This is a genomic window from Mycobacterium sp. (assembly GCF_002863225.1).
In the GTDB taxonomy this organism is placed as follows: Bacteria; Actinomycetota; Actinomycetes; order Mycobacteriales; family Mycobacteriaceae; genus Mycobacterium.
In genome coordinates, this window is the sequence record NZ_PKEK01000040.1 from 187,062 (window position 1) to 208,497 (window position 21,436).

Annotated in this window: 17 protein-coding genes and 1 riboswitch; of the genes, 3 read left to right on the top strand and 14 right to left on the bottom strand. The window is 66.1% G+C overall.

The window, feature by feature from the left end:
- The first annotated feature begins 289 nt into the window (after positions 1-289).
- Positions 290-1,867 (top strand): hypothetical protein, encoded by a 1,578-nt coding sequence (locus CYU59_RS11820; protein WP_292989448.1) that lies wholly within the window; start codon positions 290-292, stop codon positions 1,865-1,867.
- Between the two features lie 112 nt (positions 1,868-1,979).
- On the opposite strand, the gene gcvP is transcribed toward CYU59_RS11820, so the two are convergent.
- The 12 genes from gcvP to CYU59_RS11880 all read right to left on the bottom strand — a co-directional run bounded on the left by gcvP (position 1,980) and on the right by CYU59_RS11880 (position 15,352).
- Complete coding sequence (gene gcvP / locus CYU59_RS11825; RefSeq protein ID WP_292989449.1) at positions 1,980-4,811, bottom strand: aminomethyl-transferring glycine dehydrogenase; 2,832 nt, start codon at positions 4,809-4,811, stop codon at positions 1,980-1,982.
- A gap of 122 nt (positions 4,812-4,933) precedes the next feature.
- A riboswitch (glycine riboswitch) is annotated at positions 4,934-5,031 on the bottom strand.
- A gap of 102 nt (positions 5,032-5,133) precedes the next feature.
- Entirely contained in the window at positions 5,134-5,778 is a 645-nt protein-coding gene (locus CYU59_RS11830; protein WP_292989451.1) for a MerR family transcriptional regulator, read from the bottom strand.
- 280 nt (positions 5,779-6,058) lie between these two features.
- Entirely contained in the window at positions 6,059-6,553 is a 495-nt protein-coding gene (locus CYU59_RS11835; protein ID WP_292989453.1) for a bifunctional nuclease family protein, read from the bottom strand.
- A 108-nt stretch (positions 6,554-6,661) separates the two neighbouring features.
- Positions 6,662-7,399, bottom strand: coding sequence for a MerR family transcriptional regulator (locus tag CYU59_RS11840; RefSeq protein ID WP_292989455.1), 738 nt, complete (start codon positions 7,397-7,399; stop codon positions 6,662-6,664).
- Positions 7,399-7,869, bottom strand: coding sequence for a glycogen accumulation regulator GarA (gene garA, locus CYU59_RS11845; protein WP_292989457.1), 471 nt, complete (start codon positions 7,867-7,869; stop codon positions 7,399-7,401). The genes CYU59_RS11840 and garA overlap by 1 nt, the downstream gene beginning before the upstream one ends.
- A gap of 210 nt (positions 7,870-8,079) precedes the next feature.
- Positions 8,080-8,475: a glycine cleavage system protein GcvH gene (gcvH, locus tag CYU59_RS11850; protein WP_292989458.1), complete on the bottom strand. Its 396-nt coding sequence runs from the start codon at positions 8,473-8,475 to the stop codon at positions 8,080-8,082.
- Positions 8,476-8,498: 23 nt separating this feature from the next.
- On the bottom strand, positions 8,499-9,374 hold the full coding sequence (locus tag CYU59_RS11855) for a DUF881 domain-containing protein (RefSeq protein WP_292989460.1): 876 nt from the start codon (positions 9,372-9,374) through the stop codon (positions 8,499-8,501).
- A gap of 16 nt (positions 9,375-9,390) precedes the next feature.
- The gene (locus CYU59_RS11860) at positions 9,391-9,723 is read right to left on the bottom strand and encodes a DUF1290 domain-containing protein (RefSeq protein ID WP_285189451.1); all 333 of its coding nucleotides are present in this window, start codon (positions 9,721-9,723) and stop codon (positions 9,391-9,393) included.
- Between the two features lie 43 nt (positions 9,724-9,766).
- Positions 9,767-10,684 (bottom strand): DUF881 domain-containing protein, encoded by a 918-nt coding sequence (locus CYU59_RS11865; protein ID WP_292989470.1) that lies wholly within the window; start codon positions 10,682-10,684, stop codon positions 9,767-9,769.
- Positions 10,677-11,279, bottom strand: coding sequence for a CDP-alcohol phosphatidyltransferase family protein (locus tag CYU59_RS11870; RefSeq protein WP_292989472.1), 603 nt, complete (start codon positions 11,277-11,279; stop codon positions 10,677-10,679). The genes CYU59_RS11865 and CYU59_RS11870 overlap by 8 nt, the downstream gene beginning before the upstream one ends.
- A complete protein-coding gene (secA2, locus tag CYU59_RS11875) occupies positions 11,276-13,600 on the bottom strand; it encodes an accessory Sec system translocase SecA2 (RefSeq protein WP_292989474.1) in 2,325 nt (774 codons plus the stop codon). The genes CYU59_RS11870 and secA2 overlap by 4 nt, the downstream gene beginning before the upstream one ends.
- Before the next feature lie 99 nt (positions 13,601-13,699).
- Positions 13,700-15,352 (bottom strand): acetolactate synthase, encoded by a 1,653-nt coding sequence (locus CYU59_RS11880; RefSeq protein ID WP_292989477.1) that lies wholly within the window; start codon positions 15,350-15,352, stop codon positions 13,700-13,702.
- A 96-nt stretch (positions 15,353-15,448) separates the two neighbouring features.
- On the opposite strand from CYU59_RS11880, the gene CYU59_RS11885 reads away from it, so the two are divergent.
- Both CYU59_RS11885 and CYU59_RS11890 read left to right on the top strand, forming a co-directional pair.
- Positions 15,449-17,317 carry an ABC transporter ATP-binding protein/permease gene (locus tag CYU59_RS11885; RefSeq protein WP_292989760.1) on the top strand — a complete coding sequence of 623 codons (1,869 nt, stop codon included), beginning with the start codon at positions 15,449-15,451 and terminating at the stop codon, positions 17,315-17,317.
- Between the two features lie 170 nt (positions 17,318-17,487).
- A complete protein-coding gene (locus CYU59_RS11890; protein ID WP_292989480.1) occupies positions 17,488-19,401 on the top strand; it encodes an ABC transporter ATP-binding protein/permease in 1,914 nt (637 codons plus the stop codon).
- Here CYU59_RS11890 and CYU59_RS11895 read toward each other — a convergent pair.
- Positions 19,398-20,900 carry an FAD-binding protein gene (locus tag CYU59_RS11895; RefSeq protein WP_292989483.1) on the bottom strand — a complete coding sequence of 501 codons (1,503 nt, stop codon included), beginning with the start codon at positions 20,898-20,900 and terminating at the stop codon, positions 19,398-19,400. The two genes, CYU59_RS11890 and CYU59_RS11895, sit on opposite strands and share 4 nt — an antisense overlap.
- The gene (locus tag CYU59_RS11900; RefSeq protein WP_292989485.1) at positions 20,890-21,411 is read right to left on the bottom strand and encodes a VOC family protein; all 522 of its coding nucleotides are present in this window, start codon (positions 21,409-21,411) and stop codon (positions 20,890-20,892) included. Before CYU59_RS11900 ends, CYU59_RS11895 begins: the two co-directional genes overlap by 11 nt.
- Positions 21,412-21,436 lie beyond the last annotated feature (25 nt).

The following is a 21,436-nucleotide window of genomic DNA, read 5'->3' on the forward strand; positions in this document are numbered from 1 at the left end:
TAAGGCTCTGTTCGACGCCCGACCGGGGTGGGATTTTCGGCCGAATCGTCCGATGTCTCAGACTGCACTCAGCTAAAATTCGAGCTCGTTCGATTTTTTCGCATGACAGTGCGACGCGAAGCTGTGAAAAGAATGTGATGTCAATAGGCGAACCAGCTCGCTACCTGTGACGACACTCAATTTCTGCTGAGGCGTTGTACTTGCGTGCAACGCTTTCCGTAGTTAATGTCCAGTCAAAAGTTGTGGTGCGAGTCACAGTCGACCCGTTGTCTTGAAGGAGTTGGGGGCCATGCAACAGGTACTTCGCCCGTACGCCACCGCCGGGATTGCACTGGTCGGGGCCAGCATGATCGCCGTCACCCCGGTCGTCGTGCCGCTGCCGGAGATCCAGACGCACTCGGTGAAGTTGGTCGATGCCTGGTCGGATCTGCTCACCGACACGACTGCCAACCTCGCCAACATCTCCGCCAACACCGACCTGACGGCCATCACGGGCGTCTTTCAGGCGCTCCTCAGTAATCCGCTCGGCGTTTTTCAGGCACTGACGGATCTGTCCCCGACCGTTGATGCGAGCGTCGGCACCCTGCCCGCGACAGTGAACATCGACCTGCCGCCGGGGCTCGAATTGCTTCTCGCCCAGATCGGTGCCGAAGGTGCCGCGCTCAACGCGGTCAACGATGTGGTCGCGCAGCTCGCCACCAACCCGTCCGGCGCGTTCACCACGCTGCTCGAAGCGCCGGCCGTCATCGCGAACGCCTTCCTCAACGGCACCGACAACATCAGCCTGCTGGGCGGGCTGATCAACATCGCCGGCTTCAACGGCATCTTGGCGCCGCTGCAGGACGTCAGCGTCAACCTCAACCTGGCCAACCTGCTGGACACGCTGGGCGTGGGAGACATCAGCCTCAGCAGCCTCGGGATCAATTTGACCGACCTGCTGAACCAGATCGGCCTGGGCAATCTGGATCTGGGCGGACTGTTCACCGCCTTGGGAATCGGCGACGACGGGTTGGGCACACTACTTGGCAACCCGACACTGAGCGGATTGCTGGGTGACCTCGGCCTCGGCGGCCTTGGGCTGGGCAGCTTCAGCCTGACCGACTTTTTGAGCGACCTGGGCTTGAACACCAATGTCGACCTCAACAGCCTCAGCCTTGACAGTGTGCTGAACCTCTTCGGGATCGACCCGACGGTCAACATCGGGCTCGCCGGACTGTTGGACAACCTCGGGTTCGGCTCCTTCCTTGACACGGGCTTGGGCACCGGACTGTCGAACCTGGGCCTGCTGGCGCCCCTCTTCAACTCCCTGAACGGCGTACTGAGTGGTGTGCTCGGGCCGGTCGCCGGACTCCTGAACCCGATCCTCGGGACCATCGGCTTGAACACCAGCAACCTGCTCAGCCTCAGCTCTCTGACATCGGAGCTGAACGACATCAGCATCGGACAGTTGCTGGGTGGTCAGACGTTGAACGACAGCCTCGCGAATATCCTCGGGGCCCTCGGGGTCAGCGACATCACGCCGACCGACTTGTCCGTCGCGGACCTGCTCGAGGGCCTGGGCTTCCCGGCAACTACGGGTGACCTGTCCCTCACTGGCCTGCTGGACAACCTGGGTGCCGGTGGATTGCAGATCACCGACCTGCTCAACACCATCGATCTGAACACGCTGCTGGGCGACCTTGGACTTTCCGACTATGCGCTGGATCTGAGCAACCTCGGCGACCTGACCAACCTGACCATCGGTGGGCTGCTCGGCGACTTGGGCCTCGGCGACATCGCCACCATCGACATCGATGGCTTCGGCGGGCTGATCACTCAGCTTGTCGACACCATCCCGCAGCAGATCCTGGCCGCGCTCAGCGGCTAGGTCTGATTGCCGGACTCCTCCGCATCGCGCTGCGCGCTCTGCATCGTCACCCGGCTAGGCCTGATTGCCGGGCTCCTCCGCATCGCGCTGCGCGCTCTGCGTCGTCGCTCGGCTAGGCGTACGACTCCACCGGCGGGCACGAGCACACCAGGTTGCGGTCGCCGTAGGCGCCGTCGATGCGGCGCACCGGCGGCCACACCTTCGGCCGGTAACCCTTGCCCAGCGGGTACGCGGCAACCTCGCGGGTGTAGGGGTGCTCCCACTTGTCGACCAGCAGGCACTCGGCGGTGTGCGGTGCACCGCGCAGCGGGTTGTCCTCCACCGGCCACTCCCCGGCGCCGACCTTGTCGATCTCACCGCGGATAGCGATCATCGCCTCGCAGAACGCGTCGACCTCGGCAAGGCTCTCGCTTTCGGTCGGCTCGACCATCAGCGTGCCGGCCACCGGGAAGCTCATCGTCGGAGCGTGAAAGCCGTAGTCCGCCAACCGCTTTGCGACGTCGTCGACGGTCACGCCGGTCGACTTGGTGATCGGCCGCAGGTCCAGGATGCACTCGTGGGCCACCATGCCGTTCTCGCCGGTGTAGAGCACCGGGTAGTACTCGTCGAGACGTCGGGCGATGTAGTTCGCCGAGGCGATCGCGGTCAACGACGCGGCGCGCAATCCCGGTGCGCCCATCATCCGGATGTAGGCCCAGCTGATCGGCAGGATGGACGCCGAACCGTAGGGCGCCGCCGAGACGGGCGGACCGGACGGCAACTCGGGTGCGTACGGATGGCCGGGCAGGAAAGGCGCCAGGTGCGACCGCGCCGCGACTGGTCCGACACCGGGACCGCCGCCGCCGTGCGGGATGCAGAAGGTCTTGTGCAGATTCAGATGGCTGACGTCGCCGCCGAACTTGCCCGGACGCGCCAATCCGACCAGCGCGTTCAGGTTGGCGCCGTCGATGTACACCTGGCCACCGGCGTCGTGCACGGCGGCGCAGACCTCCTCGACGTCCTGCTCGTACACTCCGTGCGTCGACGGGTAGGTGATCATCAGCGTCGACAACCGATCCGCGTGCTCGGTGACCTTCGCGCGCAGGTCGTCGAGGTCGACGTCGCCGTTCGATCGGCAGGCCACCACGACGACTTTCATGCCGGCCAGTGCGGCGGACGCGGCATTGGTGCCGTGGGCGCTGGACGGGATCAGGCAGATGTTGCGCTCTGACTCGCCGCGGCTCGCGTGGTAGGCGTGGATGGCCAGCAGGCCGGCGTACTCCCCCTGCGATCCGGCGTTGGGCTGCAACGACACCGCGTCATAGCCGGTCAGTTGCACCAGCCAGGTTTCCAGGTCGGCGATCAGCCGACGCAAGCCCTGGCTGTCGGAGGCCGGGGCGAACGGATGCTGACGCGCGAACTCCGGCCAGGTGACCGGCTCCATCTCGGCCGCCGCGTTGAGCTTCATCGTGCACGAGCCCAGCGGAATCATCGTGCGGTCCAACGCAAGATCCTTGTCCGCCAACGCGCGCAGGTATCGCATCATCGACGTCTCGGTGCGGTAGTTGACGAAGGCCGGGTGGGTCAGGAATTCCGATGTGCGCGTGGCGATGTCACTCGACGAGGTTTCGGCTGCATCGATGCCGAACGCATTCAGCACCGCTGCGACATGGGCGTCGGTGGTCACCTCGTCGCATGTCACCGACACGTGATCGTCGTCGATGCGCCACAGGTTGATACCGCTGGCCTTGGCGGCCGCGATCACCTCGTCGGCCCGGCCCGGGACCTTACCCACGACGGTGTCAAAGAACTTGTCGTGCACCAACTTATCGCCAAGAGCGGCGGCAATCGCTCGGGCGTGGCTGTGCACGCGTTGCGCGATACCGGTCAGCCCGTCGGCACCGTGGTAGCTGGCGTACATGGCGGCCATCACCGACAGGAGCACCTGGGCGGTACAGATGTTGCTGGTCGCCTTGTCGCGGCGGATGTGCTGCTCGCGGGTCTGGAGCGCCAACCGGAACGCGGGCGAGCCGTCGGCATCGACGGACACCCCCACCAGCCGGCCCGGCAACTGGCGGGCATGCTTTTGGTGCACCACCAGGTAGCCGGCGTGCGGTCCGCCGAATCCCATTGGCACACCGAAACGTTGAGTGTTGCCGAAGGCGACGTCGGCCCCGATCTCTCCCGGAGGCGTGATCACGGTGAGCGCCAGCAGGTCGGCGCCCACGGCCACCAGCGCGCCGCGGTCGTGTGCTTCGGAGATCAGCGCCGACCAGTCGGTGACCCGGCCGCTGGCGCCGGGCAGCTGGGCGATCACCCCGAAGAATTCCCCGTCCGGCAGGCCGTCCCGCAGGTCGGCGGTGACGATCTCGATGCCCAGCGGCTCGGCGCGAGTGGCGAGAATCGCGGCGGACTGGGCGAAGACGTCCACGTCGACCGCCAGCCGGTTCGCGTTACCGCGCACGGCCCGGTGCATCAGCGTCATCGCTTCGGCGGCCGCGGTGCCCTCGTCGAGCATCGACGCGTTGGCCACCTCGAGGCCGGTCAGGTCGGCGACCATGGTCTGGAAGTTCAGCAGCGCTTCAAGCCGGCCCTGGCTGATCTCCGGCTGGTACGGCGTGTAGGCGGTGTACCAGGCGGGGTTCTCCAGGATGTTGCGCAGCAGAACCGGCGGTGTGTAGGTGTCGTAGTAACCCTGGCCGATCATCGACACCGCGGTGGTGTTCTGATCCGCCAGCGACCGCAACTCGGCCAAGGCCTCCGCCTCGCTGGCCGCCGGCGGCAACTGGTCCAGTCCGGGCGCGTCGCCCGACTCGGTCAGCGCGTCGAGGATTCCGGCCGGCAGCGCACGCCGGGCCAGCGCGTCGAGCGAGTCGACGCCGATGACCTCGAGCATCGTCGCGATGGCGGCACTGTCTGGGCCGATGTGTCGGTCGGCGAAGCGCGGGTTGGTGTAGTCGGACATGGGCGGACTCCAGACACGAGGGCAGGTCCTCCCCCTCTGTCGTCGGCGCCTGAGAGATTCGACATCGAGATGTCTTTCCCCATGGGCGGGTGACCAGAGGTCACCACTTTCCAGAGGCATCGGGGTCCGGCGCGGTCCGGGTGCCTGAGAGGTTGACGGAGAGGTATTGCTCCTTCGGCGCCCGTGGCTGGCGGCCACGGAACTCTCCCGCGCAAGAACGATGCGTTGCCAGCTTACTAGGCCGCGAGCGTGCGTGTTCGTACGGCGACACACCGATTCCAGCGTGCCACTGCGCACGCTCGCGGTGAGTGAGGAGTTCGGATCAGCCGATCTTGCGGTCGCGATGCTTGCGCCGCGACGCCAGCTCGTCTTCCGGCGCGGCAATCGACTCGCCGCCGTCGGCGCGCTCGCCCGGGAAATCGGCGATGGCTCCGGTCAGTTCGCGCATCGCGCCGGAGACCGCGATGCCGAACACGCCCTGACCGCCCTGCAGCAGGTCGACGACCTCCTCGGCGGACGTGCACTCGTACACCGTGGTGCCGTCGGAGAACAGCGTGATGTTGGCCAGGTCCTGCACCCCGCGCTGGCGGAGGTGGTCGACCGCGACGCGAATGTTGTGCAGCGAGATACCGGTGTCGAGCAGGCGCTTGACGATCTTGAGCACCAGGATGTCTTTGAACGAGTACAGGCGCTGGCTGCCCGAACCGGCGGCGCCGCGAATCGATGGCACCACCAGCGAGGTCCGGGCCCAGTAGTCGAGCTGCCGATAGGTGATGCCGGCGATCTGGCATGCGCTGGGGCCGCGATAGCCGACCAGTTCGTCGGGCACCGAATCGTCGGGAAACAGGCCGCCCTGCACGGGTTCGGCCGACACGTGGATCGCTGGATCGGGCTGAGCCGCCGCACTGTCGTCGAGCGTAGTCACGGACTCGAGATCCAGTTGATCCTGACGTGGCTGATCTCCCACGGGGGCATCCTCTCGCCGATCGCGCTCGTTACGGGCTGCAGGTTTCCGCGTTTGCTCAATCGAGTGCCTGTGAGCATACGCTTTTCGACCCGTTGCCGTGTTTGTAGAACTGTTCAGTCGAAGGAAAGTATGGCGGTGGCAGCCGGTACTCGACGCTATCCGCCGGGCGTGTCGAGGTCGAACTCGCAGATGAGACGGATCCGTGATGTTGCCGATTCAGATCTGCATTGCGCAATCGCGGCACGCCGCAAAAATGTGCCGGCCCCCGCCGGTCAGCGTGCTAAGTGGCTTTGAAATCGTCGGGCGAGACGCTGTCCAAAAACTCCTTGAACTTCTCGACTTCGTCTTCGCGGACGGTCGTGGACGGCTCGTCGTCGCTCTCGTCGGGGATCAGCAGGCCGGCCTCGGCCAGCACCGCCTCTTCGACGAAGATCGGCACGCCCACCCGCAACGCGATGGCCACCGAATCGGACGGTCGCGCCGAGACGGTGATGTTGCGGTCGAAAATCAGGTCGGCGTAGAAGGTGCCTTCCTGCAGGTCGACGATTCTGACTTCTTTGAGCGAATGGCCAAGCGCACCAATGAGATCGCGGATCAGATCGTGAGTCAGCGGGCGCGGCGGCTCGACTCCCTGCTGCTCGAGGGCGATCGCGGCGGCTTCGGACTGGCCGATCCAGATGGGCAGGTAACGGTCGCCGTTGGCCTCGCGCAGCAAAAGCACCGGCTGGTTCTGCGGCTGCTCGACGCGAATGCCGACGACGCGAACTTCACCCATCTGTGTCTGCCCTCCGCACGTGCTGCCGTTACGACTCAGACCTGCGTAGGCGTCGCGTTGCAAACACCAAGCCGCCGTACACAAGCTGTGGTTCTGAAGTCTAGTCCTTCAGCGGTGGAGAACGTCGCGCACTGCGGACTTGATCAGTGAGGTGTGCAGCGTGATGGCGAGGGCAGCGACCTCGCGCGCCAGGTCGTCTGCGCGGTCGCGAGAACCCGCTTTGCCGGCCTTTCCGAGGGGTCCGGCGATCTGCGCGATCAGGTCGGATTGTCGATCGGCGGCCGAGCGGAATGCCCGTAGGTGGCGCGGTTCGACTCCGTAGTCAGCCAGCGCGCGAGCGCACTGCAGGATCACCACGGCGTGCTCGTCGAAGAATCCGCCCGGGCCGGTGGTGATCACGCCCGCTTTGAGCAGCGAGGTCAGCAGATCTTCGTCCACTCCCGAGCGATCCAGCAGGTCTTCGCGGCTGAGCCGGACACCGGCAGCGGTGACTGACACCGGGTCCGCTTCGGCCGGCGTCACTTCGCCGACCGTCACCAATCGCGGTACACCGTAAGGCGATCCGGCAAGTGGCAGCTCGCCGTCCGGTTGGGCGTCCAGCTGGGCCTTGATCACTTTCAGCGGCAGGTACTGATCACGCTGCGCGGTCAGAATGAAACGCAGCCGAGCGCAGTCGTAGGCGGTGAACCGGCGATAGCCCGACGCCGCGCGCTGCGGCGTTACGAGACCCTCGGCCTCCAAGAATCGAATCTTGGAGATCGTCACATCCGGGAAGTCCGGCCGCAGCAGGTCGAGGACCGCTCCGATCGACATCCCGCTCAGTGCGGAGGTCTCGGGCGCGGTCACTAGCTTCCGGGCCCTCCGTCTTCACCAACCTTGGGCCCAGTCAGGAAGACCAAACGGAATTTGCCGATCTGGACCTCGTCGCCGTTGGCCAGCACGGCCGAGTCGACCGGCTCGCGGTTGACGTAGGTGCCGTTGAGGCTGCCGACGTCCACGACGTGGAACTCGTCGGTTTCCAAACGGAATTCGGCGTGCCGCCGGCTCACCGTGACGTCGTCGAGAAAGATGTCGCTGTCCGGGTGCCGACCGGCCGACGTGGTCGGTTGATCGAGCAGGAAGCGGGAGCCGGCGTTCGGCCCCCGTTTGACGACCAGCAACGCTGAACCGGCCGGCAGCCCCTCCACGCCGGACACCGAGGTATCGGCGCCCTTCTGTGCGGGAGCGTCCAGCTCATTGAGAAAGTCGGCGCGGAAAACCGATGTCGTTTCCACGGTGACTTCATCAGAATTCAAGTCGTTGTCCTTGTCCGTCACCCGCTGCTCCTCACTAGCCACTTCTGCGTTGTCCGGTTGGGTCCGGTCGACCGGCTTCCCACCCGCAGTGACCGTCGATGTGACGACCGTACCGCGCACGGGAGCCCGATGTGCCGTCCCCCGCCGGATCGGCGGCTACATCTGATAGCCGCGCGACTTCCGCCCCGGTGCGGCCCGCGTTGTCGCCGGGCGCAGGGAACGATAACAGGGTCATTCGGCCAGCGAGCTACGGTACGTCTCCGCGTCCAGCAGCTCGCCGAAACTCTTGTCCAGGGCGGCACTGTCAACCTGGAGGTCAACGAGCCAGCCGCCACCATATGGCTCGGAGTTGACCAGATCGGGGCTGCCATCCAGATCCTCGTTGACTGCAACGACTTTCGCCGACACCGGCGCGTACAGGTCCGATACGGACTTGGTGGACTCCACCTCGCCGAAAGCTTCACCCGCGTTCAGCTTGTCGCCCACGTCGGGCAGCCGGACGTACACGACGTCGCCGAGGGCCGATTGCGCGAAGTCCGTGATGCCCACCCGGACGGTGTCGTCACCGGTGCGCCGAACCCACTCGTGGTCGGTGGTGTAGTGCAAATCGGGCGGGATTTCGCTCACGGTGTTCCTGTTCTGGTCGCTGACTATTTGACTGGCTGAGCGTATTGGCGCGGTTTTGGTTGCCGCAAGGCGGTGATGCTCACCTTGTCCGCCTGCTGCACCGTCATGGTTCCGCCGACGCGTTTGACGCTGTCCACCGCCCCGCCAGGAATGTTCATCGCCGCTGCCAGGGTGGGTGGATCACCAATGGCGACAACGGAATACGGTTGCGTCAGAGTCTTGCCGTCTACGGTGAGAGCCCCGGGAGCGCCGACGATCCAGGTGTCGACGCCGGTTCGCACCGCGTCGCGTCGATCGCTGATCTGGATGGCCTCGGCTCCGGCTGCCCGCAGCTCGTCGAGCACGTCGAGCAACGCCTGCGGCGCCACCCCCGGTCCGGGATCGTCGATCCGGACGTTGACACCGGGCCCGGTGGCGCCGACGGTGCCGATCAGGATCGACAGCGCCGCCAGCCGGGCCTGGGCGTTCTGAATGGCGGTCTGGTCGTTGCTGCCCGAGGCCTGCAAAGCGTTCAAGGAGCGTTGCAGTTCGGCGACCTCGGTGCTCAGCGTGGCTTCGCGTTGGCGCAGCGAATCCAGGAGCACCAACAGGTCCGCCGGACGGGCGGTGTCCAGGGAGTCGCCGGTCGTGGTCTGGCGCACCTGAGTTGCGATTGCCACGCCCAACAGCAGGCAGAGCATCAGCGCCAGCGTGCCGAACACGGTGCGGCCACGCCGGAGAAAACCCCGCGGCTGCAACTCGCCGATGGCCGGTTTCGGCTCGTGCGGCGCCAATTCGTGTCGTCCGTGGTGGTCGTCGTCGTCGGGTGACGCCTGCTCGAGCTTCTGTGTCGCCTCGTCGTCGGCGACGTGCTCCAGCTTCTGGGTCGCGTCGTCGGGATCGGTGCCGGTGTCGCTCATGTCGGCCTCATACCCGCTACGCCCCGAACAGCCTGCGGCGCAGCGCGGCGGCGTTGCCGAAGATCCGAATGCCCAGGACGACGATGATCGCGGTCGACAGCTGCGTGCCGACACCCAACTGGTCACCGACGTAGACCACCAGCGCCGCTACCAGGACGTTGAACACGAACGACACCACGAAGACCTTCGGATCGAAAATCCGCTCCAGGTAAGCCCGCAGCCCGCCGAACACCGCGTCCAGGGCGGCGACCACCGCGATCGGCAGATACGGCTGCACGATCTCCGGCACGTTCGGGTGGAAGACCAAGCCGAGCACGATGCCGACGGCCAGGGCTGCGATACCGATCATCGATGCCTCACTTCTACGACCTCAACCTTTCGCTTGTGTCGCATTACGACGGGCCAATCTGTTTGGCGAACTTCACGTTTCGTACCGCCCCGGCGGGCAGCGTGAGGTTGTCTTTCGCGCTGACGTTGACGCCGACCCCGTACGAGGTCTCCAGGAGTCGCAGACGACGCAGCGCCGGGCTGTTGTCGAACACATCCTGCATGGCATGCGGCGGCCCCACCGCGATAACGGCATACGGGCTGCTCGTCGGGTTGTTGTCGACAAGGATTGCGCCGCCCGCCTGCCGGATCGTCACATTCGGCCCGATCCGTACTCCGCCGACCGAGATGGCCTCAGCGCCGCTGGCCCACAACGAGTTGACCACCAACTGCAGGTCGCGGTCGAGGATGATCTGCTGACTGCCGGCCACCCGCTGTTTGGACACATCCGACAGGTTCGGTCCGACGCCGGGGTCGGTCACCGTCACGCTCAGGCCCGGACCGGTGACCGGTGTGCTGGCGGCCGCCAGGCTGAGCCGGTCGAGGCTGGCGAGCAACTTCCGGCCCGCGGCGTCCTCGGCCAACGCCTGCCGTTGCACCTCATCACGTTGCGCCGCAAGCGTATTGCGCTGCCGGGTGAGCTGCCCGGTGGTCTTTTCCTCCGAGCGCACACCGCTGGCGAGCACCCGCTGCGCCGCGCTGACACCGGGTGCTACCAACCGGGCCTGGGCGACCGCGGCAGCGAACACCGCCGCTACCAGCAACGCAGCCAGCGCCTGCCAGAACCAACCCTGGATGCGCGCGCGCCCTGTCGGCTTCTCGTCACCGGCCCGATTGGCCGCCGCGGCCGCGTAACCCGGATCGAGGTGCTCGGAGAGCAGCGCGCGCAGCAGCGACGGCACCGGAATGCGCTGCACCCGACCGGCCTCGTGGGCGCTGAGCCCCGCGTACGGTTCGTAGCCGCCCAGCGCCTGGTCAGGCATGGCCGACCCGCACCGGAGGCATCCGGCGTAACACGATGATCACCTGCCAGGCGTACACCACGAACGACCACAGGTACATGTAGGTGCCCCACACCAAAAAGGCCCAGCCGCAAGCCAATACGGCGCGACTCCACTGCTCGTCCCCCTGGCCGAGCAGGATCAGCGGAAACGCCGACATCAACGCGAACGTCGCCGCCTTGCCGATGTAGATCACCGGCAACGCGGTGATGCCGCGGGTGCGCAGCAGCGGCAACTCGGCCGCCAGCAGCACGTCGCGGCCCAGCAGCACGGCGACGATCCACCACGGGATGATGTGGTCGAGCCCGAACGTGATCGGCACCGTCACCATGTACAGCCGGTCGACGAACGGGTCGAGATAGGCGCCCAGCTTCGAGGACTGGTTCATCAGCCGGGCGATCTTGCCGTCGGCCCAGTCCGACGCGCCACTGAACATCAGGATGGCGACCGCGAGTGCGTCCGCGTGCGCGAACAGCAGCAGGTAGACGAAGACCGGAATGAGCGCCAGACGGAGCCCGCTGAGCACGTTGGGCACCGTGAGGAGCCTGTCGTGGGCGGGCGGCTGGGCGGTCGTCATCTGAAGATGCCGGGCAGGCTCAGCGCGGACAGTGAGTCGTCGGACAGCGGGTTGTCGTGCACCATGTACGTCCACGTCGAGGTCGGACGGGCCAGTTTCGACAGATCGACGCCCGGCTCGTTCTCGATCGCCGGTGAGGTCTCGAAGGTCTGTTGGGCGGCTTCGATCGCGTCGGCGGCCAGCGACGCGAACGCATCGACGGCCATCCGGTGGAATTCGTCGAGCGGGTTCTGCCGCCCCAGGGCGCGCAGGTGGATGCTCTCCCGGATGTCGGCCAGGTAGGCGAGATGGTCCGCCCAGCCCCGGTCGAGGTGGTACAGCATGATCAGCCGGCAGATTTTCTCCAGCTGTTCCTCGGAAAGCTGTTCGGACAGTTCGTCGTAACGGTCGGGGGCCAACTCGGCCAGCTCTTCACGGGCAGCGGCGGTGCTGAGCAGCGTGTTCCGCCGCTCCACGATGATGGCGCGCTGCTGAGCGGTCAGCTGGTTGTAGCGCCAGGTGTTGGCGTGCACGTCGAGCAGGCGGCCCTCGGCGACGCGCTGGGCGTGCTCGAGTAGGCCCGCGACCTTGTTGCTGACGACACGACCCTCGTCGTCGGTCTGGGTGGGCAGCTTGTTGGGCTCCAGGTTGGCCGCGGCGACGTCGTCCTCCCAGCTGGAGAAGAACACCGACGACCCGGGATCGCCCTGACGACCGGCCCGGCCGCGCAGCTGATTGTCCAGTCGCTCGGTGTGGTGCCGGCCGGTGCCGACCACGTGCAGACCGCCGAGCTCGACCACCTTGTCATGGTCGGCCTCGTCCGAGCCGCCGAGCCGGATGTCGGTGCCGCGGCCGGCCATCTGCGTGGACACGGTGACCGCGCCGAGCTTTCCGGCCTCGGCGATCACCTGTGCCTCCTCGGCGTCGTTCTTGGCGTTGAGCACCACCGCCGGGACACCGCGACGCTGCAAACGCTCATGCAGCTCTTCGGATTCGGCGACGTCGTGGGTGCCGACCAGAACGGGCTGCCCGGTCGCGTGCACATCGCTGATGTGGGCGAGGATCGCGTCGATCTTGGCTGCGGCGGTGATGTAGACCCGGTCGGTCTCGTCCTCGCGGACGTTGGGCGTGTTCGGCGCGATCGGCGACACCCCGAGCTTGTAGAACTGACGCAGCTGTTCGCCTGCGGCCAAGGCGGTTCCGGTCATGCCGCAGACCGTCGGGTAGCGGTTGACCAACGCCTGGACGGTGATGGTGTCGAGCACCTCGCCGGTCTCGGTGGTCTCGATGCCCTCTTTGGCCTCGACCGCCGCCTGCAGGCCGTCGGGCCAGCGCTGCAGCTGGGCGATCCGGCCGCGGGACGAGTTGATCAGGTGCACCGCGTCGTCGCGGACGATGTAGTGCACGTCGCGGTGCAGCAGCACATGCGCGTGCAGGGCAACGTTGACCTCGGTGAGCGTCGTGCCGACGTGCTCTTCGGAGTACAGATCGATGCCGCCGAGCTGCTTTTCGAGTTTGTGGGCGCCGGCATCGGTCAAGTGGACGTTGCGGCTGTCGGAGTCGGTGTCGAAATCCTCGCCGGCCTGCAATCGGCCCACCAGGGAGATGATCTCCAGCCGGGGCTGCTCGCGGTGGCTGGTGCCGGCCAGCACCAGCGGCACCAACGCCTCATCGACGAGCACCGAGTCGGCCTCGTCGATCAGCGCGACGTCCGGGTTGGGCGATACCAGGTCGTCGACGTCGGTGACCAGCTGATCGCGCAGCACGTCGAAGCCGATCTCGTTGATCGAGGCGTAGGTGACATTGCTCTGGTAGGCCGCGCGTCGCTCCTCGGCGGTTGACTCGCCGGTGACCCAGCCGACGGTGACGCCCAGCGACTCCAGCAGCGGCCCCATCCACTCTGCGTCGCGGCGGGCCAGGTAGTCGTTGATGGTCACGACATGTACGTGCCGGCCACCCAGTGCGTAACCGGCGGCGGCGATCGCACCGGCCAGCGTCTTACCCTCACCGGTGGCCATTTCGACCACATCACCGGCCAGCATCCGCAGCGCGCCCAGCAGCTGCACATCGAAAGGCCTCAGCCCGGTGGCGCGGTCGGCCGCCTCGCGCGCGATGGCCAGGAATTGCGGAATGTCGTCGGCGTCGGCCAAATCGGCCAGGTCGAGCAGGCCGGCGGCTTTGCGCAGCTGCTCGTCGTCGAGCCCGGCCGCTTTCTTCTGGTACTCCGCCGACGCGGTCACCTGGGCCAGCGAGCGCCCCTGGTTCTTTTCGGTGCTGGCGCCGAGCAGGCGCCAAAAGCGGCCGCTCAGGCGCCCGGACGAGGAGCTTGTGGTCTTTGGCACAGGTCAACGGTACTAGCCGCCGGTTATCCCGTCGCGAGTGTGCGTGTCTGGACACCACACGCCGACGGTCGGCGTCCATCCGCGCACGGTCGCGGTCGGCTACGCCAGATTCGACCGACGCGGATAGGCGATGTCGGGATCGGTCAGGACGTTGACGACGGCGGGCAGACCACTGTCGAAGGCGCGCGTCAACGCCGGGCGGAGTTCGGCCGGCGTCGAGACCAGCTCGCCGTGCCCGCCGAGGGCACGCACCACCTCGTCGTAGCGGGTCTCGGGCCGCAGTTCGGCCACCACCGAATAGCCGTAGAGGGCCTTCATCGGGTGATGTTCCAGCCCCCAGATGCCGTTGTTGCCGATCACCGAAACGACCGGAATGTTGTGCCGTACCAGCGTGTCCCACTCCATCCCGCTGAATCCGAATGCGCCGTCGCCCTGCAGCAGAACGACCTGACGCTGCGGGCGGGCCAGCTTCGCGGCCAGCGCGTAACCCGGTCCCGAGCCGAGGCAGCCGAACGGGCCGCTGTCCAGCCAGGCGCCCGGGACGTAGCTGTCGATCACCCGGCCCGCGTAGGACCCGAAGTCGCCGGCGTCGACGACCACGATCGCGTCGCGGTCCAGCATCGGAGCGAGTTCGGCGTAGACCCGCATCGGGTGCAGCGGGCTGCGATCGTCGGCCAGCTCACCCTGCTCGCGGTCGCGAGCGGCGGACTCGGTCGCCCGCAATTCGGCGACCCACTCCTCGTGGCCCGTCATCTCGGTGCGCGGAGTCTCGCTCAGGACCGTCAGCGTCGCCGACAGATCGCCGTAGAGCCCGGCCGCGATCGACCGCGGGTGGTCGCGTTCGGGCTGCACGCGATCGGCGACGATGAGCGCGGTGTCCTGGCCGAACACGCCGCCGAATCCCAGCCGGAAATCCATCGGCACTCCGACCACGATCGCGACATCGGCCTCCCCCAAAGCTTTTGAGCGGGCCCGCGAGAACGCCAGCGGGTGATCGGCGGGCACGGTGCCACGGGCCATGCCGTTCATCAGCACCGGGATGCGGCGCTGTTCGGCAAGCCGCAACAGCGCCTGCTCGGCGTGGCCCCACCACACGTTGGTTCCGGCCATGATGACCGGTCGCTGCGCGTCGGCGAGCAGGCTGACGGCGCGGTCCAAGGCATCGCCGTCGGGCAGCGTGGGGGCGGGTGACGTGGTCAGCGCCCCAGGACCGCCGGTGTCGGCAGCAACGGAAAACGCGTGGTCCATCGGGATATCGATGAACGCCACTCCCGATGGAGCGTCCACCGTGGCCCGCAGCGCCTCGTCGATCAGTCCGCTGACGGCGTCGGCCGACGGCGCGGTGGCGGCGAATCGGGTAAGCGGTGCCACGAACGGAACGTGGTCGATCTCCTGTAGCGAGCCCATCCCCCACCGCCCGGCGGGTGCGCGGCCGCCGAGAACCAGCAGCGGCGACGAATTCTGTTGCGCGGCGGCCATCGGGCTCATCCCGTTCGTGACGCCCGGCCCGGCGGTCAGCGCTGCGACACCCGGCTGCCGTGTCACTTTCGACCAGCCTTCGGCGGCGAACGCGGCGGTCTGCTCGTGGCGGGTGTCGATCAGCCGGATGCCCTCGCTGCGGCAGCCGTCGTAGAGCGAGAACAGGTGGCCACCCGACAGCGTGAAGATGGTGTCGATTCCGCTGACTCTCAAGCGCCGGGCAATCAGTCGTCCGGCGTGAAAGGCTTCGTTAGCTGCGTCGTCGGAGCTCATCCCGGCAGCTTATCCATCACACCGTGAGGAGACGCCGTGCCTGTTCTGCAGCCGTTCACCCCCTCGATCGATTGGAGCCGGGCGGCGCCCGAGTCGATGGAGTGGATCGCCCGGGCGTGGCTGATCAGCGCCGTGAGCGTGCTCGCCGTCTGCGTGCTCCTCTGGCTCACCACCGAATGGGGACGCCAGTATTGGCGGATCACCGGTGGCTATTTCTCCGGTAGACAATCGGCCAGAGTGTGGCTGACGCTCAGCGCCCTGCTGTTGTTGGTGGTCACCACCGTCCGGGTCAACGTGTTGTTCAGCTTTTTCAGCAAAGACCTCTACAACGCGCTGGAGACAGCATTCACCGGCTCAGGAGCACAGAATGATGTTGTCAAACAGTCTGGGATACATGGCTTTTGGATGGCACTAACGGTGTTCTGCATCCTGGCCACCATCTTCATCGCCTTGGCGATGGTCGACCTCTACTTGATGCAGCGCTTCATCATCGCCTGGCGGGTGTGGCTGACCGAGCACCTCACCGCCGACTGGCTGACCGGACACGCTTACTACCGTTCCCGATTCATCGACGAAACCATCGACAACCCGGACCAACGGATTCAGCAGGACGTCGATGTCTTCACTGCCGGAGCCGGCGCAACCGCGAACGTCCCGACGATCGGCACCAATCAAACCTTGGTGTTCGGCGCGGTGCATGCGGTGGTGTCGGTGATTTCCTTCGCCGCCATCTTGTGGAATCTGTCCGGCCCGCTGACGGTTCCCCTTCTGCACGTTGACATTCCACGCGCGATGTTCTGGAGCGTCTTCGTCTTCGTGCTGACGGCGAGCAGCGTCACGTTCTGGATCGGTCACCCCTTGATCGCGCTGAGTTTCGCCAACGAAAGGCTCAATGCCGCGTTCCGCTACGCCTTGGTGCGCCTGCGCGATGCAGCCGAAGCCGTGGGTTTCTATCACGGTGAAAACGCCGAACGGTTGCGACTGGGGCAGCGCTTCACGCCGATCATCAGCAATTACCGCCGCTACGTCAGCCGCACCATCGGGTATTTCGGGTGGAATGTGTCGGTCACGCAGACGATGGTGCCGTTGCCCTGGCTGATCCAGGCACCGCGGCTGTTCGACGGCAAAATCGGCCTGGGCGGCGTGGCGCAGACCGCAGCCGCGTTCGGCACGATCCAGGATTCGCTGTCGTTTTTCCGCAACCGCTACAACGAATTCGCGGCATTTCGCGCGTCGATCCTCCGGTTGCACGGCTTGATCGACGCCAACGCACGGGGCCGGGAACTACCCGAGGTGTCCGTGGTCGCGAGCGAGCAGGGATCCGTGGAGATGGCAGCCGTCGAGGTGCGCGCGCCTAGCGGCGAGCAACTGATCGACCCGCTCGACGTCCGCCTCCGCAGCGGCGAAGCGCTCGTGGTCATCGGACGGTCGGGGGCGGGCAAGACCACATTGTTGCGCAGCCTGGCGCAGTTGTGGCCCTATGCGTCCGGCACCTTGAGCCGGCCCGCGGGCGAACACGAAACCATGTTCCTGTCGCAGCTGCCCTACGTACCGCTGGGCGATCTTCGTGGCGTGGTCTGCTACCCGAATTCGTCGGCAGACATCGCCGACACCGCGGTGCGGGAGGCGTTGACCAAGGTCTCGCTGGCCCCGCTGGCTGCTCGGCTCGACGAAGAGCGGGATTGGGCCAAGGTGCTGTCCCCCGGCGAGCAGCAGCGCGTCGCGTTCGCCCGTGTCCTGCTGGCCAGGCCTCGGGCGGTGTTTCTGGACGAGGCGACGTCCGCGCTCGACGAGGGGCTGGAATTCGCGCTCTACCAGCTACTGCGTACCGACCTGCCGAACTGTGTCGTGGTCAGCGTCAGTCATCGCCCCACGGTCGAGCAGCATCACGATCGCGTGCTCGAACTGCTCGGCGACGGCAAATGGGAACTGCGGCCGGTCGCACCGGAGCCGGCCAACGCGTGAGCGGCCACCGAGCTTCCGCGTGCCGGCCTTCGTTTCAATGGCAAGATCGGGCCCAACAGCCCAGACACCATGCTGGCGCGGTGTCCAGGTAGCTTCGCGGAAGGTCTTTCGGGCCGGGCGGTCAGTCACGCCAGGCCGAGCAAGTTGCAATCTAAGGGAGTAGGCGCACGGTGGAAGTGTTCAAGCCGTCTATCGAGTGGGGTCACGCGCTGACCGAATCGGTGTCCTGGATCGCCACGGCCTGGCTGATCAGCGCGGTGTGCCTGCTCGTCGTACTCCTGGCGCTCCGTCTTCTCACGCCCTGGGGTCGCCAGTTCTGGCGGATCACCGACGACTATTTCACCGGTCGGAGCAGCGCGCGGGTGTGGCTCATGCTCGGAGTGCTGTTGCTGTCGGTCGTGATCGGCGTGCGGCTGTCAGTACTGCTCAGCTACCAGGCCAACGATTTGAACTCGTCCATCCAGACCGCGGTACAGGGCATGGCAACTCGCGACGACGTCGTCAAAGCCTCTGGCGTACACGGTTTTTGGATGTCCATCTTCCACTTCTCGATCATGGCGGCGATTTTCATCGCGCGCATCGTGCTCGATGTCTATCTGACGCAACGGTTTATCGTTGCGTGGCGGATCTGGCTCACCGATCGGTTCACCGGCGACTGGCTGGAGGGGCGCGCTTACTACCGCGCTCGATTCATCGACGGCACCATCGACAACCCCGACCAGCGTATCCAGCAAGACATCGACCTCTTGACCGCCGGAGTGGGAGGCACCCCCAACGTGCCCTCGAACGGCACCGGCAATCTGCTGGTGTTCGGCGCTGTGCAGTCGGTGTTGTCGGTGGTCTCGTTCACCGCCATCCTGTGGAACCTGTCGGGCACGCTGACGCTGCTCGGTGTGAGCATCCCCCGGGCGATGTTCTGGATCCTGATCGTTTACGTATTGGTGGCCACCATCGGTGGGTTCTGGATCGGCCGCCCGCTGATCCGGCTCAGCTTCCGCAATGAGCTGACGAACGCCGCCTTCCGGTACGCACTGGTCCGGGTGCGTGACGCCGCCGAGGCGGTCGGTTTCTATCGCGGCGAGAGCGCTGAACGCGTGCAGCTGACCAGGCGTTTTCGGTTGATCATCGACAACTATCTGCACTACGTGAACCGCACCATCGGCTGGTTCGGCTTCAACATCTCGATGAGCCAGTTGATCGTCCCGCTGCCCTGGGTGCTTCAGGCCCCCCGGTTGTTCGCCGGACAGATCAAGTTCGGCAGCGTCACGCAGACCGCGGCGGCATTCAACGAGATTTCCGACGGACTGTCGTTCTTCCGCAACGTCTACGACCAGTTCGCCAGTTACCGCGCCGCGATCATCCGATTGCACGGCCTGGTGGTGGCTGACGAGCGGGCTCGCGAGCTGCCGGAGTTGCTGGTCCGGCCCAGCGTCGACGGCGCGGTCGACATCGAAGGTGTGGAAGTGCGCACGCCCGATGGTGACCAGCTGATCGACTCCCTCGATCTGCATCTGTCCGAGGGTGACGCGTTGGTGATCACCGGCCCGTCCGGCAGCGGCAAGACCACGCTGCTGCGAAGCCTCGCCCAGCTGTGGCCCTACGGGTCAGGAACCCTGCGATGCCCGGAGGGTCCGAACCAGACGATGTTTCTTTCTCAGTTGCCCTACATTCCGCTGGGCGATCTGCGCGCGGTGGTGTCCTACCCGGCGGCTTCCGGTGACATCACCGACGACGACCTGCGCGAGGCGTTGACGAAGGTGATGCTGCCGCATCTGCTCGACCAGCTCGACGAGGAAAAGGACTGGGTGAAGGTGCTGTCACCCGGTGAGCAGCAGCGGGTGGCCTTCGCGCGCGTGCTGCTGACCAGGCCCAAGGCGGTATTCGTCGACGAGGCCACCTCAGCGATGGACGAGGGGCTGGAGTTGACGATGTATCGACTACTTCGCGCGGAGTTGCCCAACACCGTCCTGGTCAGCGTCAGTCACCGCAGCACCGTCGAGTCGCATCACCAACAGCGACTTCAACTGCTCGGCGAAGGCCGGTGGCAGCTGGGCCCGGTGGGCCAGCAGCCGGTCGAGGTCTAGAGCGCCTGCGCGGCAACGGCTTTGGTGGCGGCGTGCGTCCCGGCGCGGCGCCCGAAGAACGAACCTTCGCCGAGTTGGGTGCCGCTGGCATAGCCTTTGCCGTCCTGAGCAATGTTGGACGCGCACGCGCCCACCGCGTACAGGCCGGCAATCACGCTGCCGTCGTCGCGCTTGACCTCGCCGTCGACGGTGACCGCCAGACCGCCCATGGTGAAACCGGAGTACATCGCCCGCCCGAGTGACAGATCGAATACGGCCCACGGTCCATTGTCCTGCGGCGCAACATAATCCGACTGCTTATGGAAGTCCGGATCTTCCCCCTTGGCGGCGTACTCGTTGTAGCGATCCAGTGTCGCGGCGACGTTTCCGGCCGGGATGCCAAGAGCTTCTTCGAGTTCGGCGATCGTCTCGTAGCCGTCGAGGAACATGATCAACGGCATGGCCGGCATCTCGGTATGCGCTTCGTCGACGATCAGGTAGGCGGTCTGCTCCGGCTGCTCGAGCACGAACGCCGATGTGCGCGAATGATACGAGTCCTCGGCGACGAATCGCTTGCCCTCCTTGTTGACGATCACACCCGTCAGCAAGACCTCCGGCGGGTACGCCGCCGCGGTGATGAATTTCTCGTTGATGTTCTCGGCAACGCCGCCGGCCGATACGCCCATTCTCAGGCCGAGTCCGTCGTCGTGGGGATTGCCCAGGATGTAAGGCGCCACCAGCCCGTGGTGTTTGGTGCGTCGCGGCTGGCCCAGCTCGGGAGTGTGTTCGGCGACCATCTCCGGGTTCATCGCGAAACCACCGGCCGCGATGACGACCGACTTGGCTTGTACCGCACCGGTTTCGGTGAAGTGCTTCCACGCGACGCCGACCACGGCGCCGTCGTTGTCCAGGATCAGGTTCGTTGCGCCGGTCTCGTAGCGGAACCGCACACCCAGCTCGTCGGCGCGTTTGACCAGCAGATCGATGACCATGGCTGCGCCGCCGAGCTCACCCGGCACCGGGACCGAGTGTCCGCGCGGTGACGGGACGGCCTGCTCACAGAAGGGCCACACTTTCTCGTTTCCGGTGTAGCTCAACCCTTCCGTGCCCGGCGGAACCACCACCTTGCCCGGGTAGAAGCTGCGTTCGAACTCAAAACCCAAGTCTTCCAACCAGTTGAAGTGGTCGACGCTGCCCTCGCTGTAGGCGCGGATCTTCTCGTGATCGGGGTCGCGCGACACCGCCACCAGGTACTTGTACATTTCCTCGGCTGAGTCGGGGTGCCCGGTCGCTTCCTGCACCGCGGTGCCGCCACCGAGGTAGAAGTGGCCCCCGGCCATCGAGGTGGTGCCGCCGGCGGCCGCGGCCCGTTCGAGCACAAGCACCCGGGCGCCGGCGGCGGCCGCGCTGACGGCTGCACATCCACCCCCGATGCCGAAGCCGAGCACGACGACGTCCACGTCGTCGGACCATGCCGTCACGTCGTCCACGCTCAAAGTTGGTGGGATGTCAGTTGACATGACGCCACTCCTCTTCCTGCTCGTGCTTGATGTAGTCGAAGAACTGGCGCATCTCGGCCGAGAAATGCGCGATCTCCACGAAGGGAACCCCGTATTGCGGTGCGGACAGGTACGCGAATCGCAGGCCACCGGGCATCGTGCCCTGCTGCGGCACCGTGGCTCCCTGCGCGGCCGCTGCGGCCAGCGCGGCGTCGAAGTCCTCGAGGGTTTCGGCCTCGACGCAGATGTGGTGCAGACCCGGGCCGCTGCCCTGCAAAAAGTCACTATAGATATTAGCTCCGCGGACCGGCTGGATCAGTTCGAGCTGCATGTCGCCGAGATAGCTCAGCGAGATGCCGGCGACGAAGTCGGCAGGGGCGTCGCGGTAACTGCACGCGTCGGGTGCGAAGTGCACATCAGGCAGGCGTACCCACTTCTTCACCCCTAACAGGCCGGTGAGAGCTTTTTCCGTGCTGTCCAGGTCGCGCGTCACCCAGGCGGTTTGAACCGGCGATCCGAAGGAGAGGCTCATCGCATCGCAGAATAACCCAGTGCCA